This is a genomic window from Streptomyces sp. NPDC048290, from assembly GCF_040652095.1.
GTDB lineage: Bacteria > Actinomycetota > Actinomycetes > Streptomycetales > Streptomycetaceae > Streptomyces.
This window is the reverse complement of the sequence record NZ_JBEZLM010000013.1, coordinates 125,730-151,061: the sequence shown is the minus strand read 5'-3', so window position 1 is coordinate 151,061 and position 25,332 is coordinate 125,730. Positions and strand designations below refer to the sequence as shown.

20 protein-coding genes are annotated in these 25,332 nt (G+C 74.4%); 9 read left to right on the top strand and 11 right to left on the bottom strand.

Annotated features, from left to right (window positions below):
• Nucleotides 1-70: 70 nt before the first annotated feature.
• A complete protein-coding gene (locus AB0D49_RS23375) occupies nt 71-1,264 on the top strand; it encodes an MFS transporter (RefSeq protein WP_362760537.1) in 1,194 nt (397 codons plus the stop codon).
• Nucleotides 1,265-1,316: 52 nt separating this feature from the next.
• On the opposite strand, the gene AB0D49_RS23370 is transcribed toward AB0D49_RS23375, so the two are convergent.
• The 5 genes from AB0D49_RS23370 to AB0D49_RS23350 all read right to left on the bottom strand — a co-directional run bounded on the left by AB0D49_RS23370 (nt 1,317) and on the right by AB0D49_RS23350 (nt 7,654).
• Complete coding sequence (locus AB0D49_RS23370; protein ID WP_362760534.1) at nt 1,317-1,892, bottom strand: TetR family transcriptional regulator; 576 nt, start codon at nt 1,890-1,892, stop codon at nt 1,317-1,319.
• Between the two features lie 190 nt (nt 1,893-2,082).
• Entirely contained in the window at nt 2,083-3,036 is a 954-nt protein-coding gene (locus tag AB0D49_RS23365) for a methionyl-tRNA formyltransferase (protein WP_362760531.1), read from the bottom strand.
• A 118-nt stretch (nt 3,037-3,154) separates the two neighbouring features.
• Entirely contained in the window at nt 3,155-4,618 is a 1,464-nt protein-coding gene (locus tag AB0D49_RS23360; RefSeq protein ID WP_362760529.1) for an amidohydrolase, read from the bottom strand.
• A 45-nt stretch (nt 4,619-4,663) separates the two neighbouring features.
• Nucleotides 4,664-6,556: a glycoside hydrolase family 15 protein gene (locus AB0D49_RS23355; protein ID WP_362760526.1), complete on the bottom strand. Its 1,893-nt coding sequence runs from the start codon at nt 6,554-6,556 to the stop codon at nt 4,664-4,666.
• A gap of 318 nt (nt 6,557-6,874) precedes the next feature.
• Entirely contained in the window at nt 6,875-7,654 is a 780-nt protein-coding gene (locus AB0D49_RS23350; protein WP_362760523.1) for a DeoR/GlpR family DNA-binding transcription regulator, read from the bottom strand.
• Between the two features lie 179 nt (nt 7,655-7,833).
• Here AB0D49_RS23350 and AB0D49_RS23345 point away from each other — a divergent pair, with 179 nt between their 5' ends.
• Together AB0D49_RS23345 and AB0D49_RS23340 are read left to right on the top strand one after the other, a co-directional pair.
• The gene (locus tag AB0D49_RS23345) at nt 7,834-8,721 is read left to right on the top strand and encodes an SIS domain-containing protein (RefSeq protein WP_362760520.1); all 888 of its coding nucleotides are present in this window, start codon (nt 7,834-7,836) and stop codon (nt 8,719-8,721) included.
• Between the two features lie 148 nt (nt 8,722-8,869).
• Nucleotides 8,870-9,748: a ketose-bisphosphate aldolase gene (locus AB0D49_RS23340; RefSeq protein WP_362760517.1), complete on the top strand. Its 879-nt coding sequence runs from the start codon at nt 8,870-8,872 to the stop codon at nt 9,746-9,748.
• A 181-nt stretch (nt 9,749-9,929) separates the two neighbouring features.
• On the opposite strand, the gene AB0D49_RS23335 is transcribed toward AB0D49_RS23340, so the two are convergent.
• Nucleotides 9,930-11,063, bottom strand: a complete 1,134-nt coding sequence (locus AB0D49_RS23335; protein ID WP_362760514.1) for a methyltransferase — start codon at nt 11,061-11,063, stop codon at nt 9,930-9,932.
• A gap of 177 nt (nt 11,064-11,240) precedes the next feature.
• Here AB0D49_RS23335 and AB0D49_RS23330 point away from each other — a divergent pair, with 177 nt between their 5' ends.
• The 4 genes from AB0D49_RS23330 (at nt 11,241) to AB0D49_RS23315 (ending at nt 16,678) form a co-directional block, all read left to right on the top strand.
• The gene (locus AB0D49_RS23330) at nt 11,241-12,488 is read left to right on the top strand and encodes an ROK family protein (RefSeq protein WP_362760511.1); all 1,248 of its coding nucleotides are present in this window, start codon (nt 11,241-11,243) and stop codon (nt 12,486-12,488) included.
• A 571-nt stretch (nt 12,489-13,059) separates the two neighbouring features.
• Nucleotides 13,060-13,359 carry an SHOCT domain-containing protein gene (locus tag AB0D49_RS23325; RefSeq protein WP_362760509.1) on the top strand — a complete coding sequence of 100 codons (300 nt, stop codon included), beginning with the start codon at nt 13,060-13,062 and terminating at the stop codon, nt 13,357-13,359.
• The gene (locus AB0D49_RS23320; RefSeq protein WP_362760506.1) at nt 13,359-14,120 is read left to right on the top strand and encodes an ABC transporter ATP-binding protein; all 762 of its coding nucleotides are present in this window, start codon (nt 13,359-13,361) and stop codon (nt 14,118-14,120) included. The genes AB0D49_RS23325 and AB0D49_RS23320 overlap by 1 nt, the downstream gene beginning before the upstream one ends.
• Nucleotides 14,117-16,678 (top strand): FtsX-like permease family protein, encoded by a 2,562-nt coding sequence (locus tag AB0D49_RS23315; protein WP_362760503.1) that lies wholly within the window; start codon nt 14,117-14,119, stop codon nt 16,676-16,678. The genes AB0D49_RS23320 and AB0D49_RS23315 overlap by 4 nt, the downstream gene beginning before the upstream one ends.
• Before the next feature lie 150 nt (nt 16,679-16,828).
• Here AB0D49_RS23315 and AB0D49_RS23310 read toward each other — a convergent pair whose 3' ends face one another.
• From AB0D49_RS23310 to AB0D49_RS23300, 3 genes are all read right to left on the bottom strand, one after another.
• Complete coding sequence (locus tag AB0D49_RS23310; RefSeq protein WP_362760500.1) at nt 16,829-17,383, bottom strand: DUF6328 family protein; 555 nt, start codon at nt 17,381-17,383, stop codon at nt 16,829-16,831.
• A gap of 821 nt (nt 17,384-18,204) precedes the next feature.
• Nucleotides 18,205-18,756, bottom strand: coding sequence for an ATP-binding protein (locus tag AB0D49_RS23305; RefSeq protein WP_362760497.1), 552 nt, complete (start codon nt 18,754-18,756; stop codon nt 18,205-18,207).
• A 185-nt stretch (nt 18,757-18,941) separates the two neighbouring features.
• Nucleotides 18,942-19,265 carry a hypothetical protein gene (locus tag AB0D49_RS23300; protein ID WP_362760494.1) on the bottom strand — a complete coding sequence of 108 codons (324 nt, stop codon included), beginning with the start codon at nt 19,263-19,265 and terminating at the stop codon, nt 18,942-18,944.
• A 513-nt stretch (nt 19,266-19,778) separates the two neighbouring features.
• Here AB0D49_RS23300 and AB0D49_RS23295 point away from each other — a divergent pair.
• The gene (locus tag AB0D49_RS23295) at nt 19,779-20,903 is read left to right on the top strand and encodes a PLP-dependent cysteine synthase family protein (RefSeq protein ID WP_362760492.1); all 1,125 of its coding nucleotides are present in this window, start codon (nt 19,779-19,781) and stop codon (nt 20,901-20,903) included.
• Between the two features lie 31 nt (nt 20,904-20,934).
• Here the strand turns inward: AB0D49_RS23295 and AB0D49_RS23290 are convergent, their stop codons facing one another.
• Together AB0D49_RS23290 and AB0D49_RS23285 are read right to left on the bottom strand one after the other, a co-directional pair.
• Entirely contained in the window at nt 20,935-21,408 is a 474-nt protein-coding gene (locus AB0D49_RS23290; protein WP_362760489.1) for an SRPBCC family protein, read from the bottom strand.
• A gap of 208 nt (nt 21,409-21,616) precedes the next feature.
• Nucleotides 21,617-22,447, bottom strand: a complete 831-nt coding sequence (locus AB0D49_RS23285; RefSeq protein WP_362760486.1) for a DeoR/GlpR family DNA-binding transcription regulator — start codon at nt 22,445-22,447, stop codon at nt 21,617-21,619.
• A gap of 332 nt (nt 22,448-22,779) precedes the next feature.
• Between AB0D49_RS23285 and AB0D49_RS23280 the strand changes: the two genes are divergently transcribed.
• On the top strand, nt 22,780-25,161 hold the full coding sequence (locus AB0D49_RS23280; RefSeq protein ID WP_362760484.1) for a hypothetical protein: 2,382 nt from the start codon (nt 22,780-22,782) through the stop codon (nt 25,159-25,161).
• Nucleotides 25,162-25,332 lie beyond the last annotated feature (171 nt).

Sequence of the window (25,332 nt, the reverse complement as noted above, 5' to 3'; positions counted from 1 at the left end):
GCGGGGGAGGGCACTCCGCGAATGTAACGCATATTGCGCATGATTCCGTTACTTCCGTAGCGTCCCGGCCATGAGATCGCGTCACGCCCTCGGGGGCTATCTGGTGGGTGCGGTGACCGCCAGGACGGGGGACGAGATGTCCGGCCCGGCGCTGCTGCTCGCCGGGTACGCCGTGACCGGGTCCACGGCCCTGGCGTCGCTGCTGCTCGCCGGGAGCACCGTCGCGGCGGCCGTCGGCGGCCCCGTCCTGGGCGCCCTGCTCGACCGGACCACCCGGCCGGGCCGACTGCTCGGCCACGCCCTCGCCCTGTACGGCACCGGACTGCTGCTCGTCCTCGCCGCGCTCGGGCGGCTGCCCCTGGCGGCCGTCGTACCGCTGGCCGTCGCCGCCGGGCTGTTCGGGCCCGCCCTGTCCGGTGGCTGGACGGCCCAACTGCCCCGGGTCGCCCCGGGCACGGCCCTCGTCCGGGCCAACGCCCTGGACGCGATGACCTTCGGCACGGCCGCGCTGGCGGGCCCGGCCCTCGCCGGGCTGACCGCCGGGGCACTGGGCGCACCGGCGGCGGTGGTGCTCGCGGCGGCCCTGATCGCGGCGGCGGCACCGGTGGCATGGCGGCTCCCGGCACGGACCGCCCCCCGGAACGGCCCCGTCTCCCCGCTGACCGCCGACCTCCTCGCCGGAGCCCGCCAGGTGCGGCGCAGCCCCTCGCTCGCCCGCGCCACCTTCGCCTCCGTCGTCTGCTGCGCCGCGCAGGGCATGTTCACCGCCTGTGTCCCGCTGTTCGGGGAGCGGGCGTTCGGCGGCGCCGGACAGGGCGCCTTCCTGCTGGTCTGCGCGGCGGTGGCCGCGCTCGCCGCCAACGCGGTCCTCGCCCGCGTACGGATCGCCGCCGGGCCCGACGCCCTGGTCCGGGCCGGTGCCCTGGTCCAGGCGCTCGCTCTCGCCCTGGCCGCGGGCGGTCACCCGGCGCTGCTGATCGCCGCCGCCGTGCTGGCCGGTATCGGCGAAGGACCCCAACTGACCGCGCTGTTCGCGATACGGCACCGGGAGGCGCCGGAACGGCTGCGCGCGCAGGTCTTCACCACCGGCGCCAGCCTCAAACTCACCGGGTTCGCCGTGGGCGCCGCCGTCGCCGGGACGACGGCCGGCCACTCCCTGGAGCTGACCCTGCTGCTGGCGTCCGCCGTGGCGCTGCTGGGCGCTCCCGCGTACGGCCGGGCGACGACCCCAGGACGTGGGGCGGACGTCCGGCCCGGCGGGTAGGAGCACGCCTCACTCCGTCAGACCACCGGCCCGGCGCGCAGCACAGGACCCCTCACTCCGTCACGATCCGCTCCACCGCCGCCGTCACCAGCCGCTCCCGCTCCGCCGGTGACAGCACGTCCGGCAGGGTGAGCTGCTCCACGATCAGCCAGTTCAGGGCGAGATAGAGAAGCTGGACGGCGGTGGCGTCGCCGGGCAGGCCCGACCCCAGGTGGTAGGTGACATTGGCGTCGAGATCGGCGCGCACCCGCTCGGTGAGGATCTTGCGCAGCTCTGGGCGCCGGGTGGCCTCCAGACGCAGTTCCAGCAGGGCGAGATAGCCGCTGCGGAACCCGCTGACCCGCCCGACCAGCTCCCGCATCAGCCCGGCGTACGCCACTCGGTCCCGGCCCGCGGCGCGCTGCCGGGCGATGGTCTCGTCGTCCGGCACGAGCCGCTCGTAGACCCGGGCCCCCGCCTGGGTGAGCAACTCGTCCCGGTTGGCGAAGTAGTTGGACGCGGTGCCCGGCGGCACCCCCGCCTCGGTGTCCACCGAGCGGAAGGTCAGCCCCCGGGCGCCTTCCTGGGCCAGTACCTCGATCGCGGCGTCGACGAGGGCGGCTCGTCGCTGCGGGTTGCTGCGCACCATGCGGGTACTCCGGTCTTCGCGCGGTCGCCCGGCGCGGGGCCCCGACGACGGCTGATCCACCGTGATCCACCCATGCGGATCACTACAGGCAGAGTACTGCGGATGTAGCCCTCCGCGCCCCGAACGCCCTCCGTGCCCCGCACGCCCTCCGCGCACCCCGCGTCGACCTCCCGCGCCCCGACCTCCCGTCTCAGGGGCGTGACGTGAGGTACCCGCCCATCGTGCGGAAGTAGTCGCCCGCCGCGTACTCCGTGCCGTCGTCCGTACGGACCCGCCGGACCAGCAGCCCCCGGCAGCGGCCCGCGTACGCGTCGGCGCCCGCCACGATCACCACGCCGTCGCCCTCGCGGATGAAGATCCGGCCCGGGGTGCCGCCGTACCGGCCCTCGGAGACCGCCGCCGACACGATCCGCAGCCGCTGTCCCTTGTGGAAGGCGTACGCGTTCGGGTACGGGTCGGACTGGGCGCGCACCAGGCGCTCCAGGCGTTCGGCGGGCCAGGTCCAGTCGATCCGGCTGTCCTCCGCGGACCGCTTGTGGAAGAAGCTCGCCTTGGAGCGGTCCTGGGGCAGCCAGCGCCCGGTGTCCTGGCCGGTGGCGATCAGGTCGAGGGACTCGCGGACCAGCGGGGCGATCAGATCGACCGTCCGGTGGAACAGATCGGTCGCGGTGTCCGCCGGTCCGACCGGCACGGACCGCTGGCTCAGGATGTCCCCGGCGTCGAGTTCGCCGTTCATCCTGTGTGCGGTCACCCCGACCCGGTCCTCGCCGTTGATCAGCGCCCAGATCAGCGGGGAGAACCCGGCGTAGGACGGCAGCAGCGAGTCATGGACGTTCAGGGTGCCGTGCGGCGGGAGGGCGAAGACCTCCTCGGGCAGATGGGTGCGCCAGTTGTTGGCGACGATGATGTCCGGCCGGGCCTCCCGCAGCGCGTCGAGGAGTTCCGGGTCGTCGGGGCGGTTGCGCAGCAGGACCGGGATGCCGTGCTTCTCGGCGAGTTCGGCGACCGAGTCGTCCCAGATCTTCTCGTAGGCGTGTTCGCTCCTGGGGTGGGTGACGACGAGGACGGTCTCGTGGTCGGAGTCCAGCAGGGCCTGGAGCGTGCGATGGCCCCAGGTCTGGTACCCGAACATGGCGACACGCATGACGTGTTCTCCCCTCCGGCGCGACAGTGCCGACCCGGCACTGCAAGGTAAGGCTTACCTTAGCCATAACCGGGCGCCGGAGGGGAGGCCGCCCCAAGTCCCCGCCCGTGCCACACGACTACGGCCCGTACGTGAACCGCCCGTCCGTCATCGTCGCGTGCACCGGCATCGCGCGCAGCGTCGCCGCGTCCGCCTTCAGCGGGTCCACGTCCACCACCACCAGGTCCGCCATGTCCCCCACGGCGAGCGCCGCCCGCCCCCGGGCCGACGCCGTGAGCGCGTCCCGGACCGGCACGCACTGCTCCGGATGCCAGGCGGGACGCCCGTCGGCCGTGCGGTACACCGCCGCCGCGATCCCGGCCCACGGGTCCAGCGGCGACACCGGGGCGTCCGAGCCGAACTCCAGCTGGGCGCCCGCCGCGAGCAGATCGCCGTACGCGAAGGCACGTGCGGTGCGCCCCGCCCAGTGCCGGTCGGCGACGTCCCGGTCGTCCGGCGCGTGCGCGGGCTGCACCCCCGCCGTCACCCCCAGCGCCGCGAACCGCGCCACGTCCGCCGCCGTCAGCAGTTGCGCGTGCTCGATCCGGCCGGGGCAGCCGACCTCAGCGAACGCGTCCAGCGCCCGGGTGTTGGCCCGGTCGCCGATCGCGTGCACGGCGGGCGTGATCCCGTGCTCGGCGGCCCGCCGCATCAGCCGCACGAGTTCGTCGTACGGCGTCTCCTCCACCCCGTACGCCCCGGCCGTCCCCTCCCGGCCCGGGTACGGGTCGCAGCACAGGGCGGTACGGGTGTTCAGGGAGCCGTCGGTGAACAGCTTCAGCGGGCCGAGCCGGACCGGTCCGGCGGTGCCGGGCAGCCGGTCGCCGGTGCGCAGCCCGCGCGCCAGGACCTCGTCCAGGTACGCCGGATAGACCGCCGTGTCCACCCGGACCGCCGGGCGATGGACGGCCGCGCGCCGGGTCCAGTCGGTGACGTTGTCGGCGATGTGGAAGTCGACGACCCCGCTCACCCCGCGCGCGGCGGCGGCCTCGCACGCCTCGGCGATCCACCGGTCCAGCACCTCGTCGGCCACCTCGGGCAGCGCCGACACCGCCTCGAAGGCGTCCCCCTCCCGCAGCAGCCCCGTCGGATGCCCGGCCCGCCCGACCAGCGCGAGGCCCGCCGAGTTGAACCAGGCGGCGTGCAGATCCCCGCTGACCAGCGCCACCGCCCGGTCCGGACACACCGCGTCCAGCAGCGACTTGTGCGGCACGTCCGGCCACAGTCCGTCCCGGAAGCCGTACCCGACCACCGGGTCGGCCCCTGACCTCGCCGCCCGCTCCCGCACCGCGTCGGCCACCTCCCGCGCGGACCCGGCGCCCGCCAGGTCCAGCCGGTGCCGCACACTCGCCCACTGCGCCAGATGCACATGCGCGTCCCACAGCCCCGGCAGCACGGTCCGCCCGTCGAGGTCCCGAACGGGGCCGCCGTCGCCGGTGATGTCCGGGCCGAGCGCGGTGATCCGGCCGTCCGCGATCCGCAGCGCGCCCAGCGGACCGCCGGGGCCCAGCCGGGCCTGCGTGAGGGTGAGGGAAGGCGTCAACGGGGGCTCCAGGAAGGGTGGTGGGGAGGGACGGGGGCGTGGAGGTCAGCCGAGCGCGCGGTCCAGATTGAACGCGGCGCTGATCAGCGCGAAGTGGGTGAACGCCTGCGGGAAGTTGCCCTGCTGCTCGCCGGTGTGGCTGATCTCCTCCGCGTACAGGCCGAGGTGGTTGGCGTAGGTCAGCATCTTCTCGAAGGCGAGCCGGGCCTCGTCCACCCGTCCGGCGTGCACCAGCGCCTCCACGTACCAGAACGAGCAGATGGAGAACGTGCCCTCGTCGCCGCGGAGTCCGTCGGGGCTGGCCACCGGGTCGTAGCGGTAGACCAGGGAGTCGGAGACCAGGTCGTGGCCGAGCGCGTCCAGCGTGGAGAGCCACTTGGGGTCGGTGGGGGCGATGAACTTGGCCAGCGGCATCATCAGCACGGACGCGTCCAGCACCTCCCCGCCCTCGTACTGCACGAACGCCTGTCGCCGCTCCGACCAGCCATGGGTCATGATCCGCCGGTAGATGGTGTCCCGGACCTGCTGCCAGCGGGCGTGATCGGCGGGCAGCCCCCGCTTGGTGGCCATCCGGATGGCCCGCTCGATCGCCACCCAGCACATCAGCCGGGAGTACAGGAAGTTCTTGCGTCCGCCCCGGGTCTCCCAGATGCCCTCGTCGGGCTGGTCCCAGTGCGCGCACACCCAGTCCACCAGCGCGCACACGTCGTCCCACTGGGCGCTGGAGATCGGCGTGGCCCACTTGTCGTAGAGGTAGATCGAGTCGATCAGCGCCCCGTAGATGTCAAGCTGGAGCTGGTCGGCGGCGGCGTTGCCGATCCGGACCGGCGCCGAGCCGAGGTGGCCCGACAGATGGCCGAGTTCCCGCTCGGGCAGCTCGGTGCGGCCGTCGATGCCGTACAGGATCTGGAGCGGTCCCGAGGTGCGGCCGTCGCCGGGGGTGATGTGCCGGGTGACGAACTCCATGAACGCCCCGGCCTCGTCCGCGAAGCCCAGCCGCAGCAGCGCGTACACGGCGAACGCGGCGTCGCGCACCCATACATAGCGGTAGTCCCAGTTGCGCTCGCCGCCGATCTGCTCGGGCAGGCTGGTGGTGGGGGCGGCGACGATCGCGCCGGTCGGGGCGTAGGTGAGCAGCTTCAGGGTGAGCGCCGAGCGGTGCACCATCTCCCGCCAGCGGCCCCGGTACCTCGACTGCGACAGCCAGCGCCGCCAGTAGGCGACGGTCGTCTCGAACTGCGCCGCGGCCTCGCTGCCCGCGCAGTGCCGGGGCGGCAGCCCCGCGCCGAGCTGGTCCAGCGCCAGTACCGCCGACTCGCCCTCGGAGAGCTTGAACTCGGCGCGCACATCGGCGCCGTCCGCCTCCAGCGGGACCGTGGAGGTGAGCGCCAGCGACAGCGGCTCACAGGCGAAGACCGCCGTGCCGTCCTCCATCCGCAGGGTGTGCGGGCGGGAGCCGTAGTCGAAGCGCGGGGCGACCAGGGCGCGGAAGGCGACCGTGCCCCGGACGCAGAGCACCCGCCGGATCAGCCGGTGCCGGTCGGCGTCCGCCGCGGGGCCGCCGACCGGCATGAAGTCCTGCACCTCGCCGACCCCGTCCTCGGAGAAGAACCGGGTGATCAGCACATTGGTGTCGGGGAAGTAGAACTGCTTGGTACGGGCCGTGCCAAGCGCCGTCAGCTCGAAGCAGCCGCCGCGCTCCTCGTCCAGGATCGCCGCGAAGACGCTCGGCGCGTCGAAGGAGGGGCAGCAGTACCAGTCGATGGTGCCGTCCGTGCCGACCAGGGCGACACTGCGCAGATCGCCGATCAGCCCGTGCTCGGAGATGGGCACATAGCGGGAGCCGGGGGCGTCGGGGGAGGTGGGGGTCTCGGCGCCGCCGTTCCCCTGGCCTCCGGCCGGACCGCTGGACGGCGTCCCGCTCGCTGTACCGGCCATCGCAGCCTCCCTCGGCGGGTAGCGGAGCACCGCTCCGGCACAGGGCGGGGAACGGCTGTTCCAGCTTAGGCCCTGAGGGGAGATACGGACCGGTCGGACTTGGGTCCTGAGGGGGTACGGGTCGATCGGGGGGCGGGGTCATGACGGGGGACGGGGCGGTCAGGGGCGGGCCCTGAGGGGTACGGGGCGGTCAGGCGTCGACCGTCAGGGGTACGGGTCGGTCGGGGCTTGGGTCCCTCAGGGGTACGGGCTGGTCGGGGCTCGGGTCCAGAGGGGGTACGGGGCGGTCAGGCTCGGCCCTGGAAGGGGTCCGGCTGGTCAGACCGCGATCACCGCCACCCCGGCGTCCTCGAACCGCCGTACCGTCCCGTCGTCCACCGCCGTGTCCGTGACCAGTGTGTCCACCGACTCCGCCGGGCAGATCCGGGCGAACGCCCGGCGGCCCAGCTTGCTGGAGTCGGCGGCCACCACCACCCGCTCGGCCCGCTCGCACAGCAGCCGGTTCACCGCCGCCTCCGCCTCGTCGTGCGCCGCCGCCCCGTGCGTCACGTCGAAGGCGACCACGCCGAGCACCGCCACATCCAGCGTCACCTGCGCCAGCACCCCGTCGGTCAGCGGCCCGATCAGCTCGTACGACTGGGCGCGTGCCACCCCGCCGGTCACCACGATCTTGAACTGTGGGCGGACGGCCAGCTCATTGGCGATGTTCAGCGCGTTGGTGACCACCGTGAGCGCCGGAGTGGCGGAGGTGAGATCGCCGCGCACCGCCAGCGCGCGGGCCACCTCCGTGGTGGTGGTGCCGCCGGTCAGGCCCACCGCCTCGCCGGGCGCGACCAGTTCCGCCACCGCCTTGGCGATCCGCTGCTTCTCCGGGGCGCGCCGGGCGGTCTTGTACCGCAGCGGCAACTCGTAGGAGACCCCGTGCACCACCGCGCCGCCCCGGGTGCGCACCAGCATCTGCTGCTCGGCGAGCTGATCGAAGTCACGGCGGATGGTGGCGGCCGACACCTCCAGCGCGGCGGCGGCCTCCTCGACGTCCAGTCGGCCGCGTTCGACCAGGAGTTCCAGCAGCGCCTTCCAGCGGGCGTCGCGTGACATCCGCACCTCCCACCACGCATGTACCGATCTTTCGGCGACCCTAGCGCAGTCGCCGGGAACCAACCTCCCGGAATGCTTGATGATGCTTGAAAGCGCACGCTATCTTGCAAGAACAAGCATCTTCGGTTCTTGGTCGGTATACGCCGGTACGCCGGTACGGCATCAGGAGGAGTTCGGGCATGACGCATGTCGAGGACGAGCTGAGCAGCCAGCCGGAGTGCTGGCAGCGCGCCGTGGAACTGGCCCCCGCCCACCGCGCCGCCCTCCCGGCGCCCGGCGAACGGGTCGCGGTGGTCGGCTGCGGCACCTCCTACTTCATGGCCCAGGCGGTCGCCGCCCTGCGCGAGAGCACCGGCGCGGGCGAGACCGACGCCTTCGCCGCCTCCGAGTTCCCCACCGGACGCGCCTACGACCGGGTCGTCGCCCTCACCCGCTCCGGCACCACCACCGAGGTCCTCGACCTGCTCGCCGCCCTGCGCGGCCGGACCCGCACCACCGCCGTCACCGCCGACCCCGCCACGCCCGTCATGGCCACCGCCGACGACCTGGTCGTGCTGGACTTCGCCGACGAACGCTCGGTCGTGCAGACCCGGTTCGCCACCACCGCCCTCACCCTGCTCCGCGCCCACCTCGGCGCCCACCCCGCCCAGGCCGTCGCCGACGCCCGCACCGCCCTCACCGACCCCCTGCCCGAAGGGCTCGTGGACTGCGACCAGTTCACCTTCCTCGGCCGTGGCTGGACCGTCGGCCTCGCCCAGGAGGCCGCCCTCAAGATGCGCGAGGCGTCCCTGTCCTGGACGGAGGCGTACCCGGCGATGGAGTACCGCCACGGTCCCATCAGCATCACCGCCGAGAACCGCGCCACCTGGATGTTCGGCGCGGCGCCGGACGGACTCGCCGACCAGGTCCGGGCCACCGGCGGACACTGGGTGCCGGGCGACCGCCTCGACCCGCTCGCCGAACTGGTCCGCGCCCAGCGGCTGGCCGTCGCCGTGGCCGCCGCGCGCGGTCTTGACCCGGACAGCCCACGCCACCTGACCCGCTCGGTGATCCTCGGTACGTCCTGACCGTCCGGCGATCCTCGGTATCTGCTGACCGTCCGGTGATCCTCGGTACCTGCTGACCGCGCCCGGTCACCCGGGAGGTGGGCGACAGGCCGATCGCCCACCTCCCGCTCCTCCCCCCCTCACCCCGCCGCCCGGAAGGGACCCCGCCGTGCCCCTGACCACCACCGGTGACCTCGTCGCCCGGTCCGCCGCCGCCCGCGGTGCCGTCGGCGCCTTCAACGTCATCACCCTGGAGCATGTCGAGGCCGTGATCTCCGGCGCCGAGCTGGCCGACCGGCCCGTCGTGCTCCAGGTCAGCGAGAACGCCGTCGCGTTCCGCTACGGCCGGCTGCTGCCGCTGGCCCGCGCCGCCGTCGCCGCCGCCGAGCGGGCCGCCGTCCCCGTCGCCCTGCATCTCGATCATGTGGTCAGCGACCGGCTGCTGCGCCAGGCGCCGGACGCGGGCTTCTCCTCGGTGATGTACGACGCCTCACGGCTGCCCTACGGCGAGAACCTCGCCGCCACCCGGGCCGCCGCCGACTGGGCGCACGCCCAGGGGCTGTGGGTGGAGGCCGAACTGGGCCAGGTCGGCGGCAAGCACGGCGCCCCGGCGCTGGACGCCCACGCGCCGGGCGCCCGGACCGACCCCCGCGAGGCGCGGGCCTTCGTCGCGGACAGCGGGGTGGACGCGCTCGCGGTCGCCGTAGGCACCACGCACGCCATGACCGAGCGCACCGCCGCCCTCGACCACGCCCTGCTGAAGTCGCTGGCCGCCGCTCTCGACGTACCGCTGGTGCTGCACGGCTCCTCCGGCGTCCCGGACGCGGAACTCACCGCCGCCGTCGCGGGCGGCATCAGCAAGGTCAACGTGGGCACGGCCCTCAACGCCGCGATGACGGCCGCGATCCGTGAGTACCTCGCCGCCCATCCACGGGCCGTCGACTCCCGCACCTACCTGGCGGTGGGCCGGGAGGCGATGGTGCGGACGGTGGCGGCGATCCTCGGAGTCCTGGACCCTGGGGCGTCGGGAGGAGACGGGACCGCCTGAAGACCTGGTGGCGACCGGTGTCCCACGGCTCCCGACGGGACGCCCGCGAGCGGCCGGTACGCCACGGCCACCGGCGTGGGGCCGGAGGCGGCCGGTATGCCACGGCCACCGGCGTGGGGCCGCACGCGGCCGGTACGTCACGGCCACCGGCGTGGGGCCGCACGCGGCCGGTACGCCACCGCTATCGCCGTACCGCCCGCAGCACCACGAACTTCGGGTCGCTCGCCACCACCGCGCTGTTGCCGAACACCCGCTTCAGCTTCGTGTGGTACCCGAGATGGCGGTTGCCCACCACATACAGCGCCCCGCCCGGCCGCAGCACCCGCCGCGCCCCGGTGAACATCCGCCACGCCGTGGCGTCGGTGGTCGCCTGGTGGGTGTGGAACGGCGGATTGTTCAGCACCAGGTCCGCGCTCTCGGAGGCCACCCCCGCGACCCCGTCCCCGACCCGGAACTCGGCGTGCCCCGGCACCCCGTTCGCCTTGTACGTGGCCTCCGCCGACGCCACCGCCTGGTACGACTCGTCCACGAACAGCACCTCGGCGTCCGGGTTCGCCAGCGCCACCGACGTACCGACCACGCCGTTGCCGCAGCCCAGGTCCACCACCCGGCGGACCCCCCGGGTGTCCGGGAGGTGCGCGAGGAGGAAGCGGGTGCCGATGTCCAGCCGCTCGGCGCAGAAGACCCCCGCGTGGTTGACCACCGTGCGCCCCGACGCCGGGCCGATCCCGTCCGGAAGGGCGTACCGGTGCGGCCATGGATTGCGGGGCCGGGCCCGGTCCGGCTCCGGTGTGCAGAAGATCAGCCGGGCCTTCTGCTCGGCGAGCGAGGTGCGGGTCGGCCCGAGCACCCGCTCGAACAGCCTGAGCGTCGAGGTGTGGATCTCCTTGACCATCCCGGCGCCGATCACCACCGACTCCCCGTGCAGCGCGGGCGCCAGCCGCAGCAGCAGGTCCTCCAGCAGCGCCAGGCTCTTCGGCACCCGCACCAGCAGTACGTCGATCCGGTCCGGCGGCGGGTCCTGCGTGGTCAGCAGCCGGACCGTGCCCGGCCGGACCCCGGCGCGGGCGAGATTGGCCCGGGTCGCCTCCTGCGCCAGGAACGAGTCCGTGATCTGGGTCGGCCCGTGCGCCGCGAGCGCGCCGACCAGCGCGCCCCAGCGGTCACCGGCCACCACCACCTGACCCGTCAACGGGGTCTCGCGCGCCGCCAGCTCGCGCAGCAGATACGCGTCGGCGGCGTCCCAGGCACGCAGCCGGTCACGCGGGTCCTCGGGGAAGCGCGACAGCGCGAACGTCCCCCACGGCGTTGTCATACGGTCGTCCATCGCCGCCAAGGCTAGCGGAACCGCAGCTCAGGCCCGGTGGGGGAGGGAGCCCGCCGGATCACCCCCGACGGCGCCACCCTGACCGGTCGCCGGAACACCACCCCGCGCGCCGGAGGTCGGCCGCAACCCATCGGCCGGTCGGCGGATCATGGGAGACTCGCTCTCATGAGCGGCACAGCGCACCCCCGGCGGCCGGGGGAAGGGCCCACGTCGAGAACGCGGCTGGACCGGGGGCGCGGCGCTCTCGGCCCCGCGCTGGAGCTGGTGCACACCGGACGGGCGCCCACCCGCGCGGTGCTCACCGCCGAACTCGGCGTCACCCGCGCCACCGCCGGTGCCGTCGCCGCCGAGCTGGAGGCGCTCGGCCTGATCCGGGTCGACGCCCGTCCGACGGCCGCCGCCGGTTCCCAGGGCCGCCCCTCGCACCGCCTCGAACTCGCCGAGGACGGCCCGGTGGCGCTCGCCGCCCAGGTGCACGCCGACGGGTTCCGGGCCGCGCTGGTCGGTCTCGGCGGCCGGATGATCGCCACCGCTCCGGGCTGCGAGGCCGTCGACGCCGACCCGGCGAAAGTGCTCGGCTCGGTCGTCGAGGCGGGCGCCGCGCTGCTGCGTGAGACGGGGCGGCGCTGCGTGGGCGCCGGGCTCGCCGTGCCGTCCGCCGTCGCCGAACCCGAGGGACTCGCCCTCAACCCGCTGCATCTGGCCTGGCCCGCCGGGTCGCCGGTGCGGGAGATCTTCGCCGAACAGGTACGGGCCGCCGGGATCACCGGGCCCGCGTTCGCCGCCAACGACGTCAATCTCGCCGCCCTCGCCGAGCACCGGCACGGCGCCGGGCGCGGCGCGCGCGACCTGCTGTGCGTGGCCACCGGACACCGGGGGGTCGGCGGCGCCCTGGTGCTGGACGGGCGGCTGCACACCGGCAGCGCGGGCCTGGCCCTCGAAGTCGGCCATCTCACCGTGAACCCCGCGGGCCGCCCCTGTCACTGCGGCAGCCGGGGCTGCCTGGACGTGGAGGCCGACCCGCTGGCCTTCCTCACCGCCGCTGGCCGTACGCCGGGCCCCGTGGTGTCCCTGCTCCAGCAGGCCAACGAGGCGATCCGCGACGAGCCCGCCGATCCCGGTGTCCGGCACGCCGTCGAGACCCTCGTCGACCGGCTCGGCTTCGGTCTCGCCGGACTGGTCAACATCCTCAACCCGGACCGGATCATCCTCGGCGGACTCCACCGCACCCTGCTGCGCGCCGCCCCGGACCGGCTCCGCGCGGTGGTGGCCGACCGCAGCCTGTGGGGCCGCAGCGGGGTCGTCCCGATCCTGCCCTGCACCCTGGACCACAACAGCCTGGTCGGCGCCGCCGAACTGGCCTGGCAGCCGGTGCTGGACGATCCCCTGACGGCACTGGCGACCGCCGCCTGATCGCGTCCGCGAGCAGACGGGGACGCACACTCACGCGGGCGTGCCGCAACGCCGCCGTTGCGGGCGCGTGTCCTGGGACCGCGGTCGCGGGGCGCGTGTCGTAGGGCCGTCGTTGCGGGGCGCGTGTCCTGGGACCGTCGTTGCGGGGCGCGTGTCCTAGGACCGTCGTCGCGGGGCGCGTGTCCTGGCGCCGCCGTCGCACGCTGCGTGTCGTAGGGCCGTGGTCGCGGGGCGAATGTCGTAGGGGCCGTCGTCGAGGACGCGTGTCCTGTGCCGCCGTCGCGGGTGCGTGCCACGGCGCTGCCACCTCGCAGTGGCTCCGCGTCGCCGCCCGCGTCCCGCTGCCTGAGCCCGCACGCCTGGCGCCACCTGCGCGAACGACCCGCGCCACCCGCGCGAACACCCCCGCCCGACCCCCCGGGAAGCAGCCCTCCCTCCCGCCCGTACTCCCCGGGACGTACCCGCACGGCCGCTGACCGTACGACGCCCCGGTGCCCCCTCCGGAGCGAGGCTCAAGGCATCGGGGCCGGTCCATGGACACCGGCCCGACCGACCTTGGGAGATGACGACGATGCAGACCCTCGCAGCCTGGGGCGGCGGCGGACCCGGCCCCTGGATACTCCTGTTCCCGCTGATCTGGGCGGCCGTGGTGATCGGCGTCGTCGGGGTGGCACGGCGCACCGGCCGGTGGGGGCGGCGCGGCGGGCCCGGACCGTACGGGCGTCATGACACCCGGCCCGCCGGTGACTCCCCGATCGCCGTCCTGGGCCGCCGTTTCGCCTCCGGCGAGATCGACGAGGACGAGTACTGGCGGCGGCTGTCCGTGCTGGACGAGCAGTTCGGCCGGACGAGCGGCAAGGGCGGCCTGTGATGACGACCCCGGCCGACCGGCCCGCTCCGGTCACCGCCGCCGCCCGTGTCGTGGACGCCGTGAAGGTGTACGGGCGCGGTGACACCGAGGTGCGGGCCCTCGACGGGGTGACCGTCGCCTTCCCGGCCGGACGGTTCACCGCGATCATGGGGCCCTCGGGCTCGGGCAAGTCCACGCTGATGCACTGCGCGGCCGGACTCGACACGCTCGGCTCGGGCACCGCCTGGATCGGCGGGACCGAGCTGGGCACCCTGGACGACCGCCGTCTGACCCTGCTGCGCCGGGACCGTGTCGGCTTCGTGTTCCAGGCGTTCAACCTGGTGCCCACGCTCACCGTCGCCGAGAACATCACCCTGCCGCTGGACCTCGCGGGCCGCCGCGGCGACCCGGAGTGGACCGACGCCCTGATCGACGTCGTCGGACTGCGCGACCGGCTCGCCCACCGGCCCGCGGAACTCTCCGGCGGACAGCAGCAACGGGTCGCGGTGGCACGGGCGTTCGCCGCCCGCCCGGACGTCGTCTTCGCCGACGAGCCCACCGGCAACCTCGACTCCCGCTCCGGCGAGGAGGTCCTCGGCCTGCTCGGCCGCGCGGTGCGCACCATGGGCCGTACGGTCGTCATGGTCACCCACGACCCGGTCGCCGCCGCCCACGCCGACGAGGTGGTCTTCCTCGCCGACGGACGTCTCGTCGACCGGATGCCGGCCCCGAGCACCGACAAGGTCCTCGACCGGATGGCCGCGTTCGAGGTGCGCTCATGAACGCCTCCCTGCGGCTCGGTCTGGCCTCCCTGCGCGCCCACCGGCGGCGCTTCGCGGGGACCTTCCTCGCCGTCTTCCTCGGGGTGTCCTTCCTCGCCGGGACCCTCGTCATGGGCGACACGCTCAGAGCGAGCTTCGACACCCTCTTCACCACCGCCACCAGCGGCACGGACGCGGTGGTGCGCGGCGCCGACGCCCTCACCACCCCGGACGACTCCCAGGGCGTACGGCGGCCCGTGCCGGCCGCGCTGGCGGCGACCGTGGCCCGGGTGCCGGGCGTGGCGGCGGCCGTGCCCAGCGTCGAGGGCGCGGGCCAGCTCCTCGGCTCCGACGGCCGTCCCGTCGGCGGGAACGGACCCCCGACCCTGGCCGGGAACTGGATCACCGACCCCGCTCTCAACCCCTACCGGCTGACCGGGGGACGCGCCCCGGAGCGGTCCGGCGAGGTCGTCGTCAACGAGGGCACCGCCGCACGCGGCGGCCTGCGGATCGGCGACCGGACCGTGCTGCGCACCCCCGAGCCGGTCGAGGTCACCGTCGTGGGACTCGCCTCCTTCGCCGGAGCGGACGGCATGGCCCGGACCACCTACACCGGGATGACCCTCGCCGACGCCCAGCGGTATCTCACCGCACGGCCCGGCGAGGCGACCGGCATCCGGGTCCGGGCGGCGGCCGGGGTCGGCCAGGACACGCTGGTGCGACGGCTGGCGGCGGTGCTGCCGTCCGGCACCGAGGCCGTCACCGGTCAGCGGCTGGCCGAGGAGAACACCGAGCAGGTCTCCGGCCAGTTCCTCGGCGTCTTCACCACGTTCCTGCTGGTGTTCTCCGGGGTGGCGCTGCTGGTCGCGACCTTCTCCATCCACAACACCCTGGCGATCGTGGTCGCCCAGCGCACCCGTGAGAACGCCCTGCTGCGGGCGCTCGGCGCGGCCCGCCGCCAGATCACCGTGATGACGCTGGCCGAGGCCACCGCCGTCGCCGTCACCGCGTCCCTCGCCGGGCTCGCGGGCGGCGTCGGGGTCGCGGCCGGACTCCAGGCGCTGTTCCCGGCGGTCGGTTTCCCGTTCCCCGAGGGCACGCTGGTGATCGGCGCGCTGTCGCTCGCCCTGCCCCTGGCCGTCGGTGTCGTGGTCTGTGTGGGCTCCGCCCTGCTGCCCGCCCTCCGCGCGGGCCGTACCGCGCCGCTGGCCGCGCTGCGCGAGAGCGCCGTCGACACCTCGGGCACCGCCCGCGCCCGCACCGCCGCCGGGGCCGGTCTGCTGGCCCTCGCCCTGGCCGCCGCCCTGGCCGGTGTCCTGGTCACGCCCTCCGTGTGGCTGGCCGGGACGGGCGCCGTGCTCGCCCTGGCCGCGTCCGTGGTGCTCGGCCCGGTCGCCGCCCGTACGGCGCTGCGGGTGCTCGGCGCGCCGCTGGTCCGGCTGCGCGGGGTCACCGGCGGACTCGCCCGCCGCAACGCCCTGCGCAACCCCCGGCGGACCGCCGCCACCGCGAGCGCCCTGATGATCGGTGTCGCGGTGGTGTCCCTGTTCACGGTGTTCGGCGCCTCGCTGAAGGCCACCATGGACCGGACCGTCTCCCGGTCCTTCGCCGGGGACGTGGCCATCGGCACGCCCGGGTTCGGCGCGGGCGGCAGCGGGCTGAGCCCACGGCTCGCGCCCGAGATCGCCCGGCTGCCGCAGGTCGACACCGCCGTCGGGCTGGGCCGCGGGGTCGCCGAGGTGAACGGCGCCGGACGCGCGCTCACCGTCACCGACCCGGCCGCCCTCGCCCGGGTCCTCGACCTCGGCACGGTCCACGGCGACCTGGGCGCGCTCGGCACCGACGGCATCGCGCTCACCGCGAGCGAGGCGGACCGCGAGCGGGTCACCACCGGCGACACGCTCCGGCTCGCCTTCGCCGACGGCACCCGCCGGACCTTCACCGTCCGCGCGGTCTACGAACGGTCCGCACTCGCCGGGGACTACCTCGTCACCCGCGCCGCCTGGGCCCCGCACCGCACCCAGGACGCCGACACCCTCGTCGCGGTCTCCTTCGCCGCCGGGGTCGACCCGGCCACGGGCACCGCCGCCGTGGAACGGGTCGCGCGGCGCCTCGGCGACCCCGAGGTGCAGACCCGTGACGCGTACGCCCGCTCCTCGGCGGGCGGTATCGACATGATGCTCACCCTGGTCTACGCGCTGCTCGCGCTCGCCGTGCTGATCGCCCTGCTGGGCATCGCCAACACCCTCACCCTGGCGGTCCATGAACGCACCCGTGAACTCGGCCTGCTCCGCGCGGTCGGCCAGACCCGGCCGCAGTCACGGGCCATGGTCCGCTGGGAGTCCACCCTGATCGCCGCGTTCGGCACGACCGGCGGCCTCGCCCTGGGCACCTTCCTCGGCTGGGTCCTGGTCCGCGCCTTCGACGGGGCGGGCGACAGCGCCTTCGCGTTCGCGGTGGAGCCGATCGGCCTCGCGGTGGTCGCGGCGGTGGGCCTGGCGGCGGGAGCGCTCGCGGGCATCAGACCGGCGGCACGTGCGGCCCGCCTGGACGTCCTGCGGGCGATCGGCACGGAGTAGCGCCGGGGTGGTACGGGTCGACGCGGGTGATCCGGTGGGGTCCGGCGGGGTCCGGTCCGGGGCACCCCCAAGCGGAGGGGTGCGCCTGCGGAGCGCGCCGCACCGATCCCGTCGAGCGGCACGGTCCGGCTCGGCCGGAGGTATGTACGGTCAGGCCACCGGCGAGGTCCGGCGCAGCCGGGCACGGCGGCGGCTCCAGTACGGCAGTCCGCACCAGAACGCGGCGAACCAGGTGAGGGTCAGCCCGGCCAGACAGGTCGCCAGATGCAGGCCCAGCACCACATCGAGGATCAGCAGCAGGGAGCTGACCATGGCCAGCATCAGCGCGATGAGTCCCCAGAACGCCAGCCGGGCCGAGGTGTCCAGCAACTGCCGCCGCAACTCACGTCCGTGCACCAGCCGGTGGAAGGGCGCGGGCGCGATGAGCAGGGAGGCGGCGACGGACGTCAGCAGCAGGTCGGCCACGTACAGACCGCGTTGCAGGGGCGTGATGGTGCCGAAGCGGGGGGTGAAGGCCAGGGTGAGCAGAAAGGCCAGCAGTACCTGGACGCCGGTCTGGGCCACCCGGATCTCCTGGAGCAGTTCCGCGTACGCCGCCGTCAGCCGGGCGCGCTCCCGCTCCTGGGCCTTCCTGCCCGCCTTCGGGGCGGGGTCCCGGACGGCCACCAAGGTCGGTGGGGCAGCACGGGACTGCGTTTCGAGCATGGGTGTCTCCTGTGGGGTCGTGAGTGAGGTGCGGGAGTTTGTGGGGGGCCACCGATAGTAGGGACCAGGTAAGCCCTCGGTCAGAACCCCGGCCCACAAGTGGCCAGCCTCGTACGGCAGTTGGCCGGTATCCATCAGGTGAACAAAGCGCGAATCACTCCCGAACCCACCCCCACCATCAGGAAAACCCCCGGGCATACGACGGGGGCGCGCGGCCCCGCGCACACGGGACCGGAACGCCCCCGAAAGCGGACGCACCGCAGGTCTGCCCATAGGTGAAGCCCCAGCCGGAAGAAACGACCCATGAGGGAACCGGCGTTAAGGCCCCGATCGGCGGGTGCGGTGTCCTCACGGGGGCGGGGTGGGGGAGTGGCTGGACTTGATCGGTGCGGTGCGGTGCGGTGCGGTGCGGTGCGGTGCGGTGCGGTGCGGTGGGGTGCGGTGGGGTGCGGTGGGGCAGGCCCCTTGGGGTGCGCTCCTGAGTCCCGCTCCTGTAGCTGTGTCCTGGGCCCTGGTCCTGGGCGCCGATCCTGGGGCGGTCTCCCGGCCCCTGCTCCTGAGTCGCGCTCCTGTAGCCGTGTCCTGGACCCCGGTCCTGGGCGCCGATCCTGAGGCGGTCTCCCGGGCCCTGATCCTGGGCGCCGATCTGAAGCGGCCTCCCGGACCCTGCCCCTGAGCGCCGATCCCGGGGCGGTCTCCTGGACCCCGCCCCTGGGCCCGTCTCAAGGAACCCGGGAACACCCAAGGGGCCCATGCCGCCGCACACGACAGCTCGTGGTCGATGTGCGCGGCACGGACCCCGGGGCCCGGTCACCGCCGGTTCAGCCGGGAACGGCCGAGCGGGCGGGAGCGTGTCCGGGCCTGCGGGCGTCGGCGGCGAGACCGGCGTGTTCGACCTCCGCGAACACCTCGGCGAAGACGGTCGCTGGTTCGGCGACCGTACGGCGCGCGGGGCGCGCGGGCTTGGCGACCGCGCGGGCGGGGGTGGGAAGGGTGAACCACACGACCTTGCCGCGGTCGCCGTCCGGAGTCGCCCCCCAGGTCTCACTGACCGCGGCCACCATGGCGAGTCCGCGCCCGCAGGTGGCCAGCGGATCGGCCTCGGCGAGTTCCGGCAGCCGGGGGTCGTGGTCGTGCACCGAGACCGTCAGCCGGTCGAGCAGCAGCTCGATCTCCACGGTGCAGGTCTTGTCGGGCTGGGCATGCCGGTGGACATTGCTCAGCAGCTCGGTGACACCGAGCGAGGCACGGTCGATCAGCGGGTCGAGATGCCAGTAGCGCAATTGCGCCGAAACGATTCTGCGGACCTGGCCGATCCGCGCCGGCAGGGCTTGGAGCTCCACTGCGCAGTGTCTGCTCGGGTGACTTATCACGGCTGCGACTCCCCGACGTTGAGGCCCGGAAGAACACGGAGTTCGGAGCCGACGGAGCGCCGTCGCGCGGCGGCCCGCCTGCTGTGGTGCCCGGCGGGCTGGCTCGCAGCGTTGTCGCCGGTAAACCCTTGAGAGAAGTGAGTCAAGCGTGACCCAGCGGATGCGGTACCGCAACTCATGGTGACTCAGTGGTCACGCCCCGCTGCGTGTCGTACGGCCTCGATGAACCGTTCCGCCGCCGGGGGGCCCGGCTGTCCCGGGGCTGGATCGTGGTCGCCGAGGGTCAGCAGATAGCGCGTGCCGTTGAGGTCCGCGAGCGCCCGGTCCTCGGACGCGAACCACGGCCGGGACGCCCGTACCGTCTGCACCGGCGCGCTGTCGATCTCGCTGCCGTAGCTGGTCAGCAACTCCAGCCTGCCGTCGCTGATCCGGACCTGTCCGGCCCGGGTGAGCGAGCGCAGCCCTCTGCCTATGCGCACCCCGCTCGCCGAGAACTCCGGCTCCGCCATGCCTCTCGCCCCCTTGCTCACCACGCCCTCGCCCGGCGGGTGTCACGGGAAGTCCCGTCCTGCCCGCGAACCGAACCGGTCCTGTCCAGTCCGGTCCGGTACTCGCCCCGGGCCCTGCGGCGGCCCCGCCGCTTCCGCTTCCACGGTACGACGCCCGACCCGTACGGCTGTACGAGCCGACCCCGCGCGGTGCAGTCTGCCCCGCACCGCGCTCGCGCACCAGTGCGTGCGGTGGCTTCACGCCGGGCGTCCGGAGCACTCGGGTGAATGCGCCCCCGGCGCATCACCACCGCACGCACACCGCACGCGCCCGCCGTCCGCGCGCACCCGCCCCGCGCCCGACCCGGGCGCCCGCCCCGCCGGGACGCCCGGCCCCCGCCCCCGCTCCCACCAGCCCCGCTTTGAGCCGCCCAAAGATGTGTTTATGCAGGTGAGAAGCGCCCGTGGGCGTGCCTATGATCGAGGTGCCGTCCGCGCGGCGAGAGCGTCGGCCCGCAGTGTAAGGAGCCCGCCGTGAGCACCCCTCAGCAGATCCGGCCCGCAGTGACCCACGATGTCGACCGCACCGACCCCGCCTACCGCGACTGGCTCAAAGAGGCCGTCCGCAAGGTCCAGGCGGACGCCAACCGTTCGGCCGACACCCATCTGCTGCGCTTCCCGCTCCCCGACGCCTGGGGCATCGACCTGTACCTCAAGGACGAGTCCACCCACCCCACCGGCAGCCTCAAGCACCGCCTGGCCCGCTCCCTGTTCCTGTACGGCCTGTGCAACGGCTGGGTCCGGCCGGGCCGCCCGGTGATCGAGGCGTCCAGCGGCTCCACCGCCGTCTCCGAGGCGTACTTCGCGAAGCTGATCGGCGTGCCCTTCATCGCCGTGATGCCCCGCACCACCAGCGCCGAGAAGTGCCGGCTGATCGAGTTCCACGGCGGACGCTGTCACTTCGTCGACGACCCGCGCACCATGTACGAGGAGTCCGCCCGGCTCGCGGCGGAGACCGGCGGCCACTACATGGACCAGTTCACCTACGCCGAACGCGCCACCGACTGGCGCGGCAACAACAACATCGCCGAGTCCGTCTTCCGCCAGCTGGAGCTGGAGCGCCACCCGGAGCCCGCGTGGATCATCGCCACCGCCGGTACGGGCGGCACCTCGGCGACCATCGCCCGCTATGTGCACTACATGCAGTACGACACCCGGATCTGTGTCGCCGACCCCGACAACTCCTGCTTCTTCGAGGGCTGGACCACCGGCTCCGCCGAAGCGACCTGCGACTCCGGCTCCCGTATCGAGGGCATCGGCCGCCCCCGGATGGAACCGAGCTTCGTGCCCGGTGCCATCGACCGGATGATGAAGGTGCCGGACGCGGCGAGCGTGGCCGCCGTGCGCGCCCTGGAGCGGGCCATCGGCCGCAAGGCGGGCGGCTCCACCGGCACCGGGCTGTGGAGCGCCCTGCGGATCGTCGCCGAGATGGTCGCGGACGGGCGGCGGGGCAGCGTCGTCACCCTGCTGTGCGACCCGGGCGACCGCTACCTCGACAAGTACTACTCGGACACCTGGCTCGCCGAACAGGGCCTGGACGTCGGGCCGTACATGACGGTGATCGACACACTGCTCAGGACGGGGCAGTGGCAGGAGTGAGCGGCCGTGAGTGGGGGCGTGACGGTCATGTTCAGTCCGCGAGCCGCCGGTCCAGGGTCCGTACCGCGTCCCGGAACGCCCGCCCCAGACCCGACCGCGCGCCCTTCAGCACCGCCCGGAACAGCGGCGACCCGTCCGCCGCGAACGTCCACCGCACCCGGGTCCCGCCGCCCGGCACCGGCGCCAGCCGCCACTCCTCGGCGAGGGCGCGCACGCCCGGCAGATTGGTGACGTCGACCCGGTAGGCGTACACCTCGGGCTCCTCGGCGAGCAGGATCGTCTCCTCGAAGCGGGTACCGCCCCGCAGCCGGATCTCCCGGCCCGCCCCGTCGTCCGTGGGCCGGGCCAGCGTCACCGCCGAGAACCACTGCGGCCAGCCCGGCACATCGTGCGCCAGGGCCTGGAACACCGTCACCGGCGCCGCGGTCATCTCCCGCGCGTACACCAGCCGTACCGGGGCGCTCTCGACGAACCCGGCGTCCACCGGACGCAGACGGTGAGCCATACGGCACCTCCGGGGCAGCGGTCACACGGCGGTCAGACATCGGTCACTCGGAGCGCGCTCACCCTAGCCGCCGGTCTCCTGGATGTCTGCAACGCCGGTCGGGGCGCCGCGCGTCCGTGGGGTCCGGCATCGGTGTGTCTGCGATGCCGGTCGGGTGTCACGCCTCCCCGGGGTCCGGCACCGGTATGTCTGCGGCGCCGACCGGGCGTCACGCGTCCGCGGGGTCCGGCACCGGCTCCCCGGCCACCACCAGCCGCATGTGCTCCCCGATCTCGACACGCGCCGACGCGCCAAGACCGGCGTCGGTGACCAGCGTGTCGACCTGCTCCAGAGAGGCGAACGAACTCAGCCCCACCGTGCCCCACTTGGTGTGGTCGGCGACCACCACGACCCGCCGCGCGGACTGCACCAGCCGCCGGTTCGTCTCCGCCTCCGCCAGATTCGGGGTCGACAGCCCCGCCTCCGGCGCTATCCCGTGCACCCCGAGGAACAGCACATCGAAGTGGAGCGAGGCGATCGCCTGGTCGGCCACCGGCCCCACCAGCGAGTCGGACGGCGTACGCACCCCGCCCGTCAGCACCACCGTCGCCGCGCCCGGCCGGGGCCCCGACGACCGCTGCGCCGCGTGGAACACGTCCGCGACCCGCACCGAGTTGGTCACCACGGTCAGATCGGCCACGTCCAGCAGCCGCTGCGCCAGCGCGTATGTCGTCGTACCGCCCGACAGCGCGATCGCCGCGCCGGGGGCCACCAGGTCGGCCGCGGCGCGCGCGATGTCTTCCTTCGCGCTCAGTTCGAGGCCCGACTTGGCCTCGAAACCGGGCTCATGTGTGCTGGCTTCCACCACCGGGACCGCGCCGCCATGCACCTTCTCCAACATGCCCTGCCGGGCCAGCGCGTCGAGATCGCGGCGGACCGTCATGTCCGACACGCCGAGCCTGCGGGTCAACTCGTTCACCCGGACGCCGCCCCGCCGCCGCACCTCGTCCAGGATCAGGGCACGCCGCTGCTCCGCGAGGAGGTTCTGATTCTCACTCACGTACGCTCCGGTCCTTTCGCCGCCGCTCCTCGGACACCCCTGCGCACCTGCTGCGACGCACGGGCGCCGGGCACGGGCGCGGGGTGTCCCATCCTCCCATGGGCCGCCCCGCCCGGTGCCACCGCCCGCCATACGCCTCCGCACCGGTCCCGACACCGGGTGTCCACTCCGTGTCCGGGCGGCGGTCGGTCCGTGGCCGGTCCGTCACAATCATCGGGGAGATTCGGTGACGACAGGTGCGCGCGGCCGGCTCCGGGACGATCCTGGGCGCGCACCCGGCACACGCCGGACGGACGGCACGATCGCGGCACACCCGGGGGAAGAGCACAGCAGTGGAACGCGCGCAGGAACGGGCCGCGGCGACCGCGGCGACGGGCGGCGGGGCGAGCGCCGCGCTGGAACTCCTGGTCCATGGAGTGGGTGGGGCCACGCCCGAGAAGATGCTGAACGACCCGCGCACCGAACGGGTCACCGGCGACGACATCGCGGCGATCTTCCGCCGCACCGCCGACGTCGACGCCGAGCACCGCGCGGAACGCCCCGGCGGGGAACCGGTCCAGGAGGCGTACGTCTGGTCCAACCTCACCTCCGGCAACGGAGCCCGCGCCCTGTGGCTGCTGCTGCTCCCGTTCATGGTCGCCAACCTCGCCCACTGGATGCGCCCGCCCACCCGGGGCCACCCCCGCGCGGTCCGGCTCTACGGGCTGCTGGTGCGGCTCGCCGGACTGTCCCTGACCGTGCTGCTGGTGGCCGCCGCCTGCGAGGTCGCCCTCGACCTCGCCGCCTGGCAGTGCGCGGGCAGCCGTACCTGCGCCGAACGCAACTCCTGGCTCGGCTTCCTGTCCCCGGCCCTGTCCCACGACGGCTGGTGGAGCCTGCCAGGCCGCCGCCTCGCCCTGGCCGCGCTCGTCCCCACGGCCCTGGTCGTGCTGCTGTGGTACCTCTCGCACCGCACCTGGAGCGCCTACGAGTCGGCCCGCCCCATGGGCGCCGCGGGCGACATGACCGAGCCGGAGCCCACTGCCTCCGCGTCCGGCGCCTCCGCATCGACCGGGCACCATCGCCGGGCGCCCGGTGAGAGCGCCGCCACCGCCCTCGGGCGGCCCGGCTTCTGGTTCGGCCGGCGGCTCGTCGCCCGGCTGCGCGCCGCGCACACCGCCGCCGGACTGCTCACCGTGGCCGCCGCCCTGGTCTGGGCCGCAGTCCGCCACGATCGCGCCCCCGGCGGCCCCACCGTCCTCGCCCTGCTCGGCACGCTCCTCGGCAGCGCCCTCCTGGCGGGCTTCGCGGCCGTGCTGTGGGTGGTCTGCCGCCGTGGCCGCAGCGAGCGCCGCCTCGACCGCGGCCTCGACGCCCACCTCGTGCGGCGCCTGCCGCTCGCCGCCGTCGTCCTGCTGCTCCTCGCCGTGCCCTACGCGGGCTGGGCCCGCCCCGGCTGGCACTCCACCCGGGGCCTGCCCGGCGACGGCGTGTTCGGCGCCCTGACCCTGTTCCAGGGCCTGCTGGCGATCGCCCTGTGCGCGGTCGCCCACGTCCTGCACCGCGCCCTCCCCGAGCCCCGCTGCGCGATGCGCGGCTTCGGCGGCCCGGCCGTCGCCCTGCTGGCCTGCGCCCTCGGCGGGGTCTTCTCCGGCGGGGTCGCCCAGCGTGTCGCCGACTGGCTGGACGGCACCACCGCCCCCCTCCCCGGCCCGCCCGTCCTGCTCACCTGGCAGGCGTCCGCCATCCCGCCGCTGCTGCTCGTGCTCCTCCTGGTCGCCGTCTGGCTGGCCCGGGGCACTGTGCGGCTCGCCCGCGCCGAGCAGTCCGGCGTGGCGCGCGACTACCCCGACGAGTCGGCGGACGACGGCCGCACCCGCCGGATCGCCCGCGCCCGCGCGATGGCGACCCTCACCGACCGGACGCCGACCCTGGTCGCCGTCACCGCGCTGGTGACCCTGCTGCTCGGCGCGGGCGCGCTCGCCGGGGCGCTGGCCACCGGCCGGACACCGGCACGGGCCGCCGAGGGCGTCCATCCGTTCGTGCACGGCGCCGCCGAGACCGCGCAGGCGCTCGGCTCCTGGCTGATCGGCCTCGGCTTCATACTGTTCGTCGCCTCCGGCCGCCGCGCCTACAAGGACGCCTCCGCGCGGCGCACCATCGGCATCCTCTGGGACGTCGGCACCTTCTGGCCGCGCGCCGCGCACCCCTTCGCGCCGCCCTGCTACGCCGAGCGGGCCGTCCCCGACCTCACCTGGCGGATGGCGACCTGGACCAAGGTCACCGGCGGACGGCTGGTGATCTCCGGCCACTCCCAGGGCAGCGTCCTCGCCGCGGCGGCGGCCTGGCAGCTCACCCCGGAGGTCCGCGGCCGGGTCGCCCTCCTCACCTACGGCTCACCACTGGAGCGGCTGTACGGGCGCTGGTTCCCCGCGTACTTCGGTGCCGCCGCGCTGGGCGCGCTGCACGAGGACGTCGACTGCTGGCGCAATCTGTACCGGGCCACCGACCCGATCGGCGGCCCCATCCGGCTCCCCGGCGACTGCGGTCCCGAGGTCGACCACCCGGCCCTCGCCGACCCCCTCGCCTACGGCCGCACCGACCTGCATCCGCTCCCGGCGCCGATCCTCGGCCACTCCGACTACCAGGCGGACCCGGCCTTCGCCACGGAACGCTCCCGGCTGCTGGCGCGGCTGCGACCCACGGAGGTACCGGCGCCGAGACCGGAGGCGTAGGCAGGGGGCGCGCCGCAGGGGCGGTGCGTGGTGCCGTCTCCCGGTCGCCTGTTCCGGTCGTCGGGTCCGGTCTGGTTGCCTGCTCTGGTCGCCTGGTCCGGTCTGGTTGCCTGCTCTGGTCGCCTGGTCCGGTCTGGTCGTCTGGTCCGGTCGTCTGGTCCGGTCTGGTCG

What these genes read in the sequence shown, in the direction of transcription:
- AB0D49_RS23375 (WP_362760537.1), top strand. Translation starts at nt 71, where the DNA reads ATGAGATCGCGTCACGCCCTCGGGGGCTATCTGGTGGGTGCGGTGACC.
- AB0D49_RS23370 (WP_362760534.1), bottom strand. Translation starts at nt 1,892, where the DNA reads ATGGTGCGCAGCAACCCGCAGCGACGAGCCGCCCTCGTCGACGCCGCG.
- AB0D49_RS23365 (WP_362760531.1), bottom strand. Translation starts at nt 3,036, where the DNA reads ATGCGTGTCGCCATGTTCGGGTACCAGACCTGGGGCCATCGCACGCTC.
- AB0D49_RS23355 (WP_362760526.1), bottom strand. Translation starts at nt 6,556, where the DNA reads ATGGCCGGTACAGCGAGCGGGACGCCGTCCAGCGGTCCGGCCGGAGGC.
- AB0D49_RS23350 (WP_362760523.1), bottom strand. Translation starts at nt 7,654, where the DNA reads ATGTCACGCGACGCCCGCTGGAAGGCGCTGCTGGAACTCCTGGTCGAA.
- AB0D49_RS23345 (WP_362760520.1), top strand. Translation starts at nt 7,834, where the DNA reads ATGACGCATGTCGAGGACGAGCTGAGCAGCCAGCCGGAGTGCTGGCAG.
- AB0D49_RS23335 (WP_362760514.1), bottom strand. Translation starts at nt 11,063, where the DNA reads ATGACAACGCCGTGGGGGACGTTCGCGCTGTCGCGCTTCCCCGAGGAC.
- AB0D49_RS23330 (WP_362760511.1), top strand. Translation starts at nt 11,241, where the DNA reads ATGAGCGGCACAGCGCACCCCCGGCGGCCGGGGGAAGGGCCCACGTCG.
- AB0D49_RS23325 (WP_362760509.1), top strand. Translation starts at nt 13,060, where the DNA reads ATGCAGACCCTCGCAGCCTGGGGCGGCGGCGGACCCGGCCCCTGGATA.
- AB0D49_RS23320 (WP_362760506.1), top strand. Translation starts at nt 13,359, where the DNA reads ATGACGACCCCGGCCGACCGGCCCGCTCCGGTCACCGCCGCCGCCCGT.
- AB0D49_RS23315 (WP_362760503.1), top strand. Translation starts at nt 14,117, where the DNA reads ATGAACGCCTCCCTGCGGCTCGGTCTGGCCTCCCTGCGCGCCCACCGG.
- AB0D49_RS23310 (WP_362760500.1), bottom strand. Translation starts at nt 17,383, where the DNA reads ATGCTCGAAACGCAGTCCCGTGCTGCCCCACCGACCTTGGTGGCCGTC.
- AB0D49_RS23300 (WP_362760494.1), bottom strand. Translation starts at nt 19,265, where the DNA reads ATGGCGGAGCCGGAGTTCTCGGCGAGCGGGGTGCGCATAGGCAGAGGG.
- AB0D49_RS23290 (WP_362760489.1), bottom strand. Translation starts at nt 21,408, where the DNA reads ATGGCTCACCGTCTGCGTCCGGTGGACGCCGGGTTCGTCGAGAGCGCC.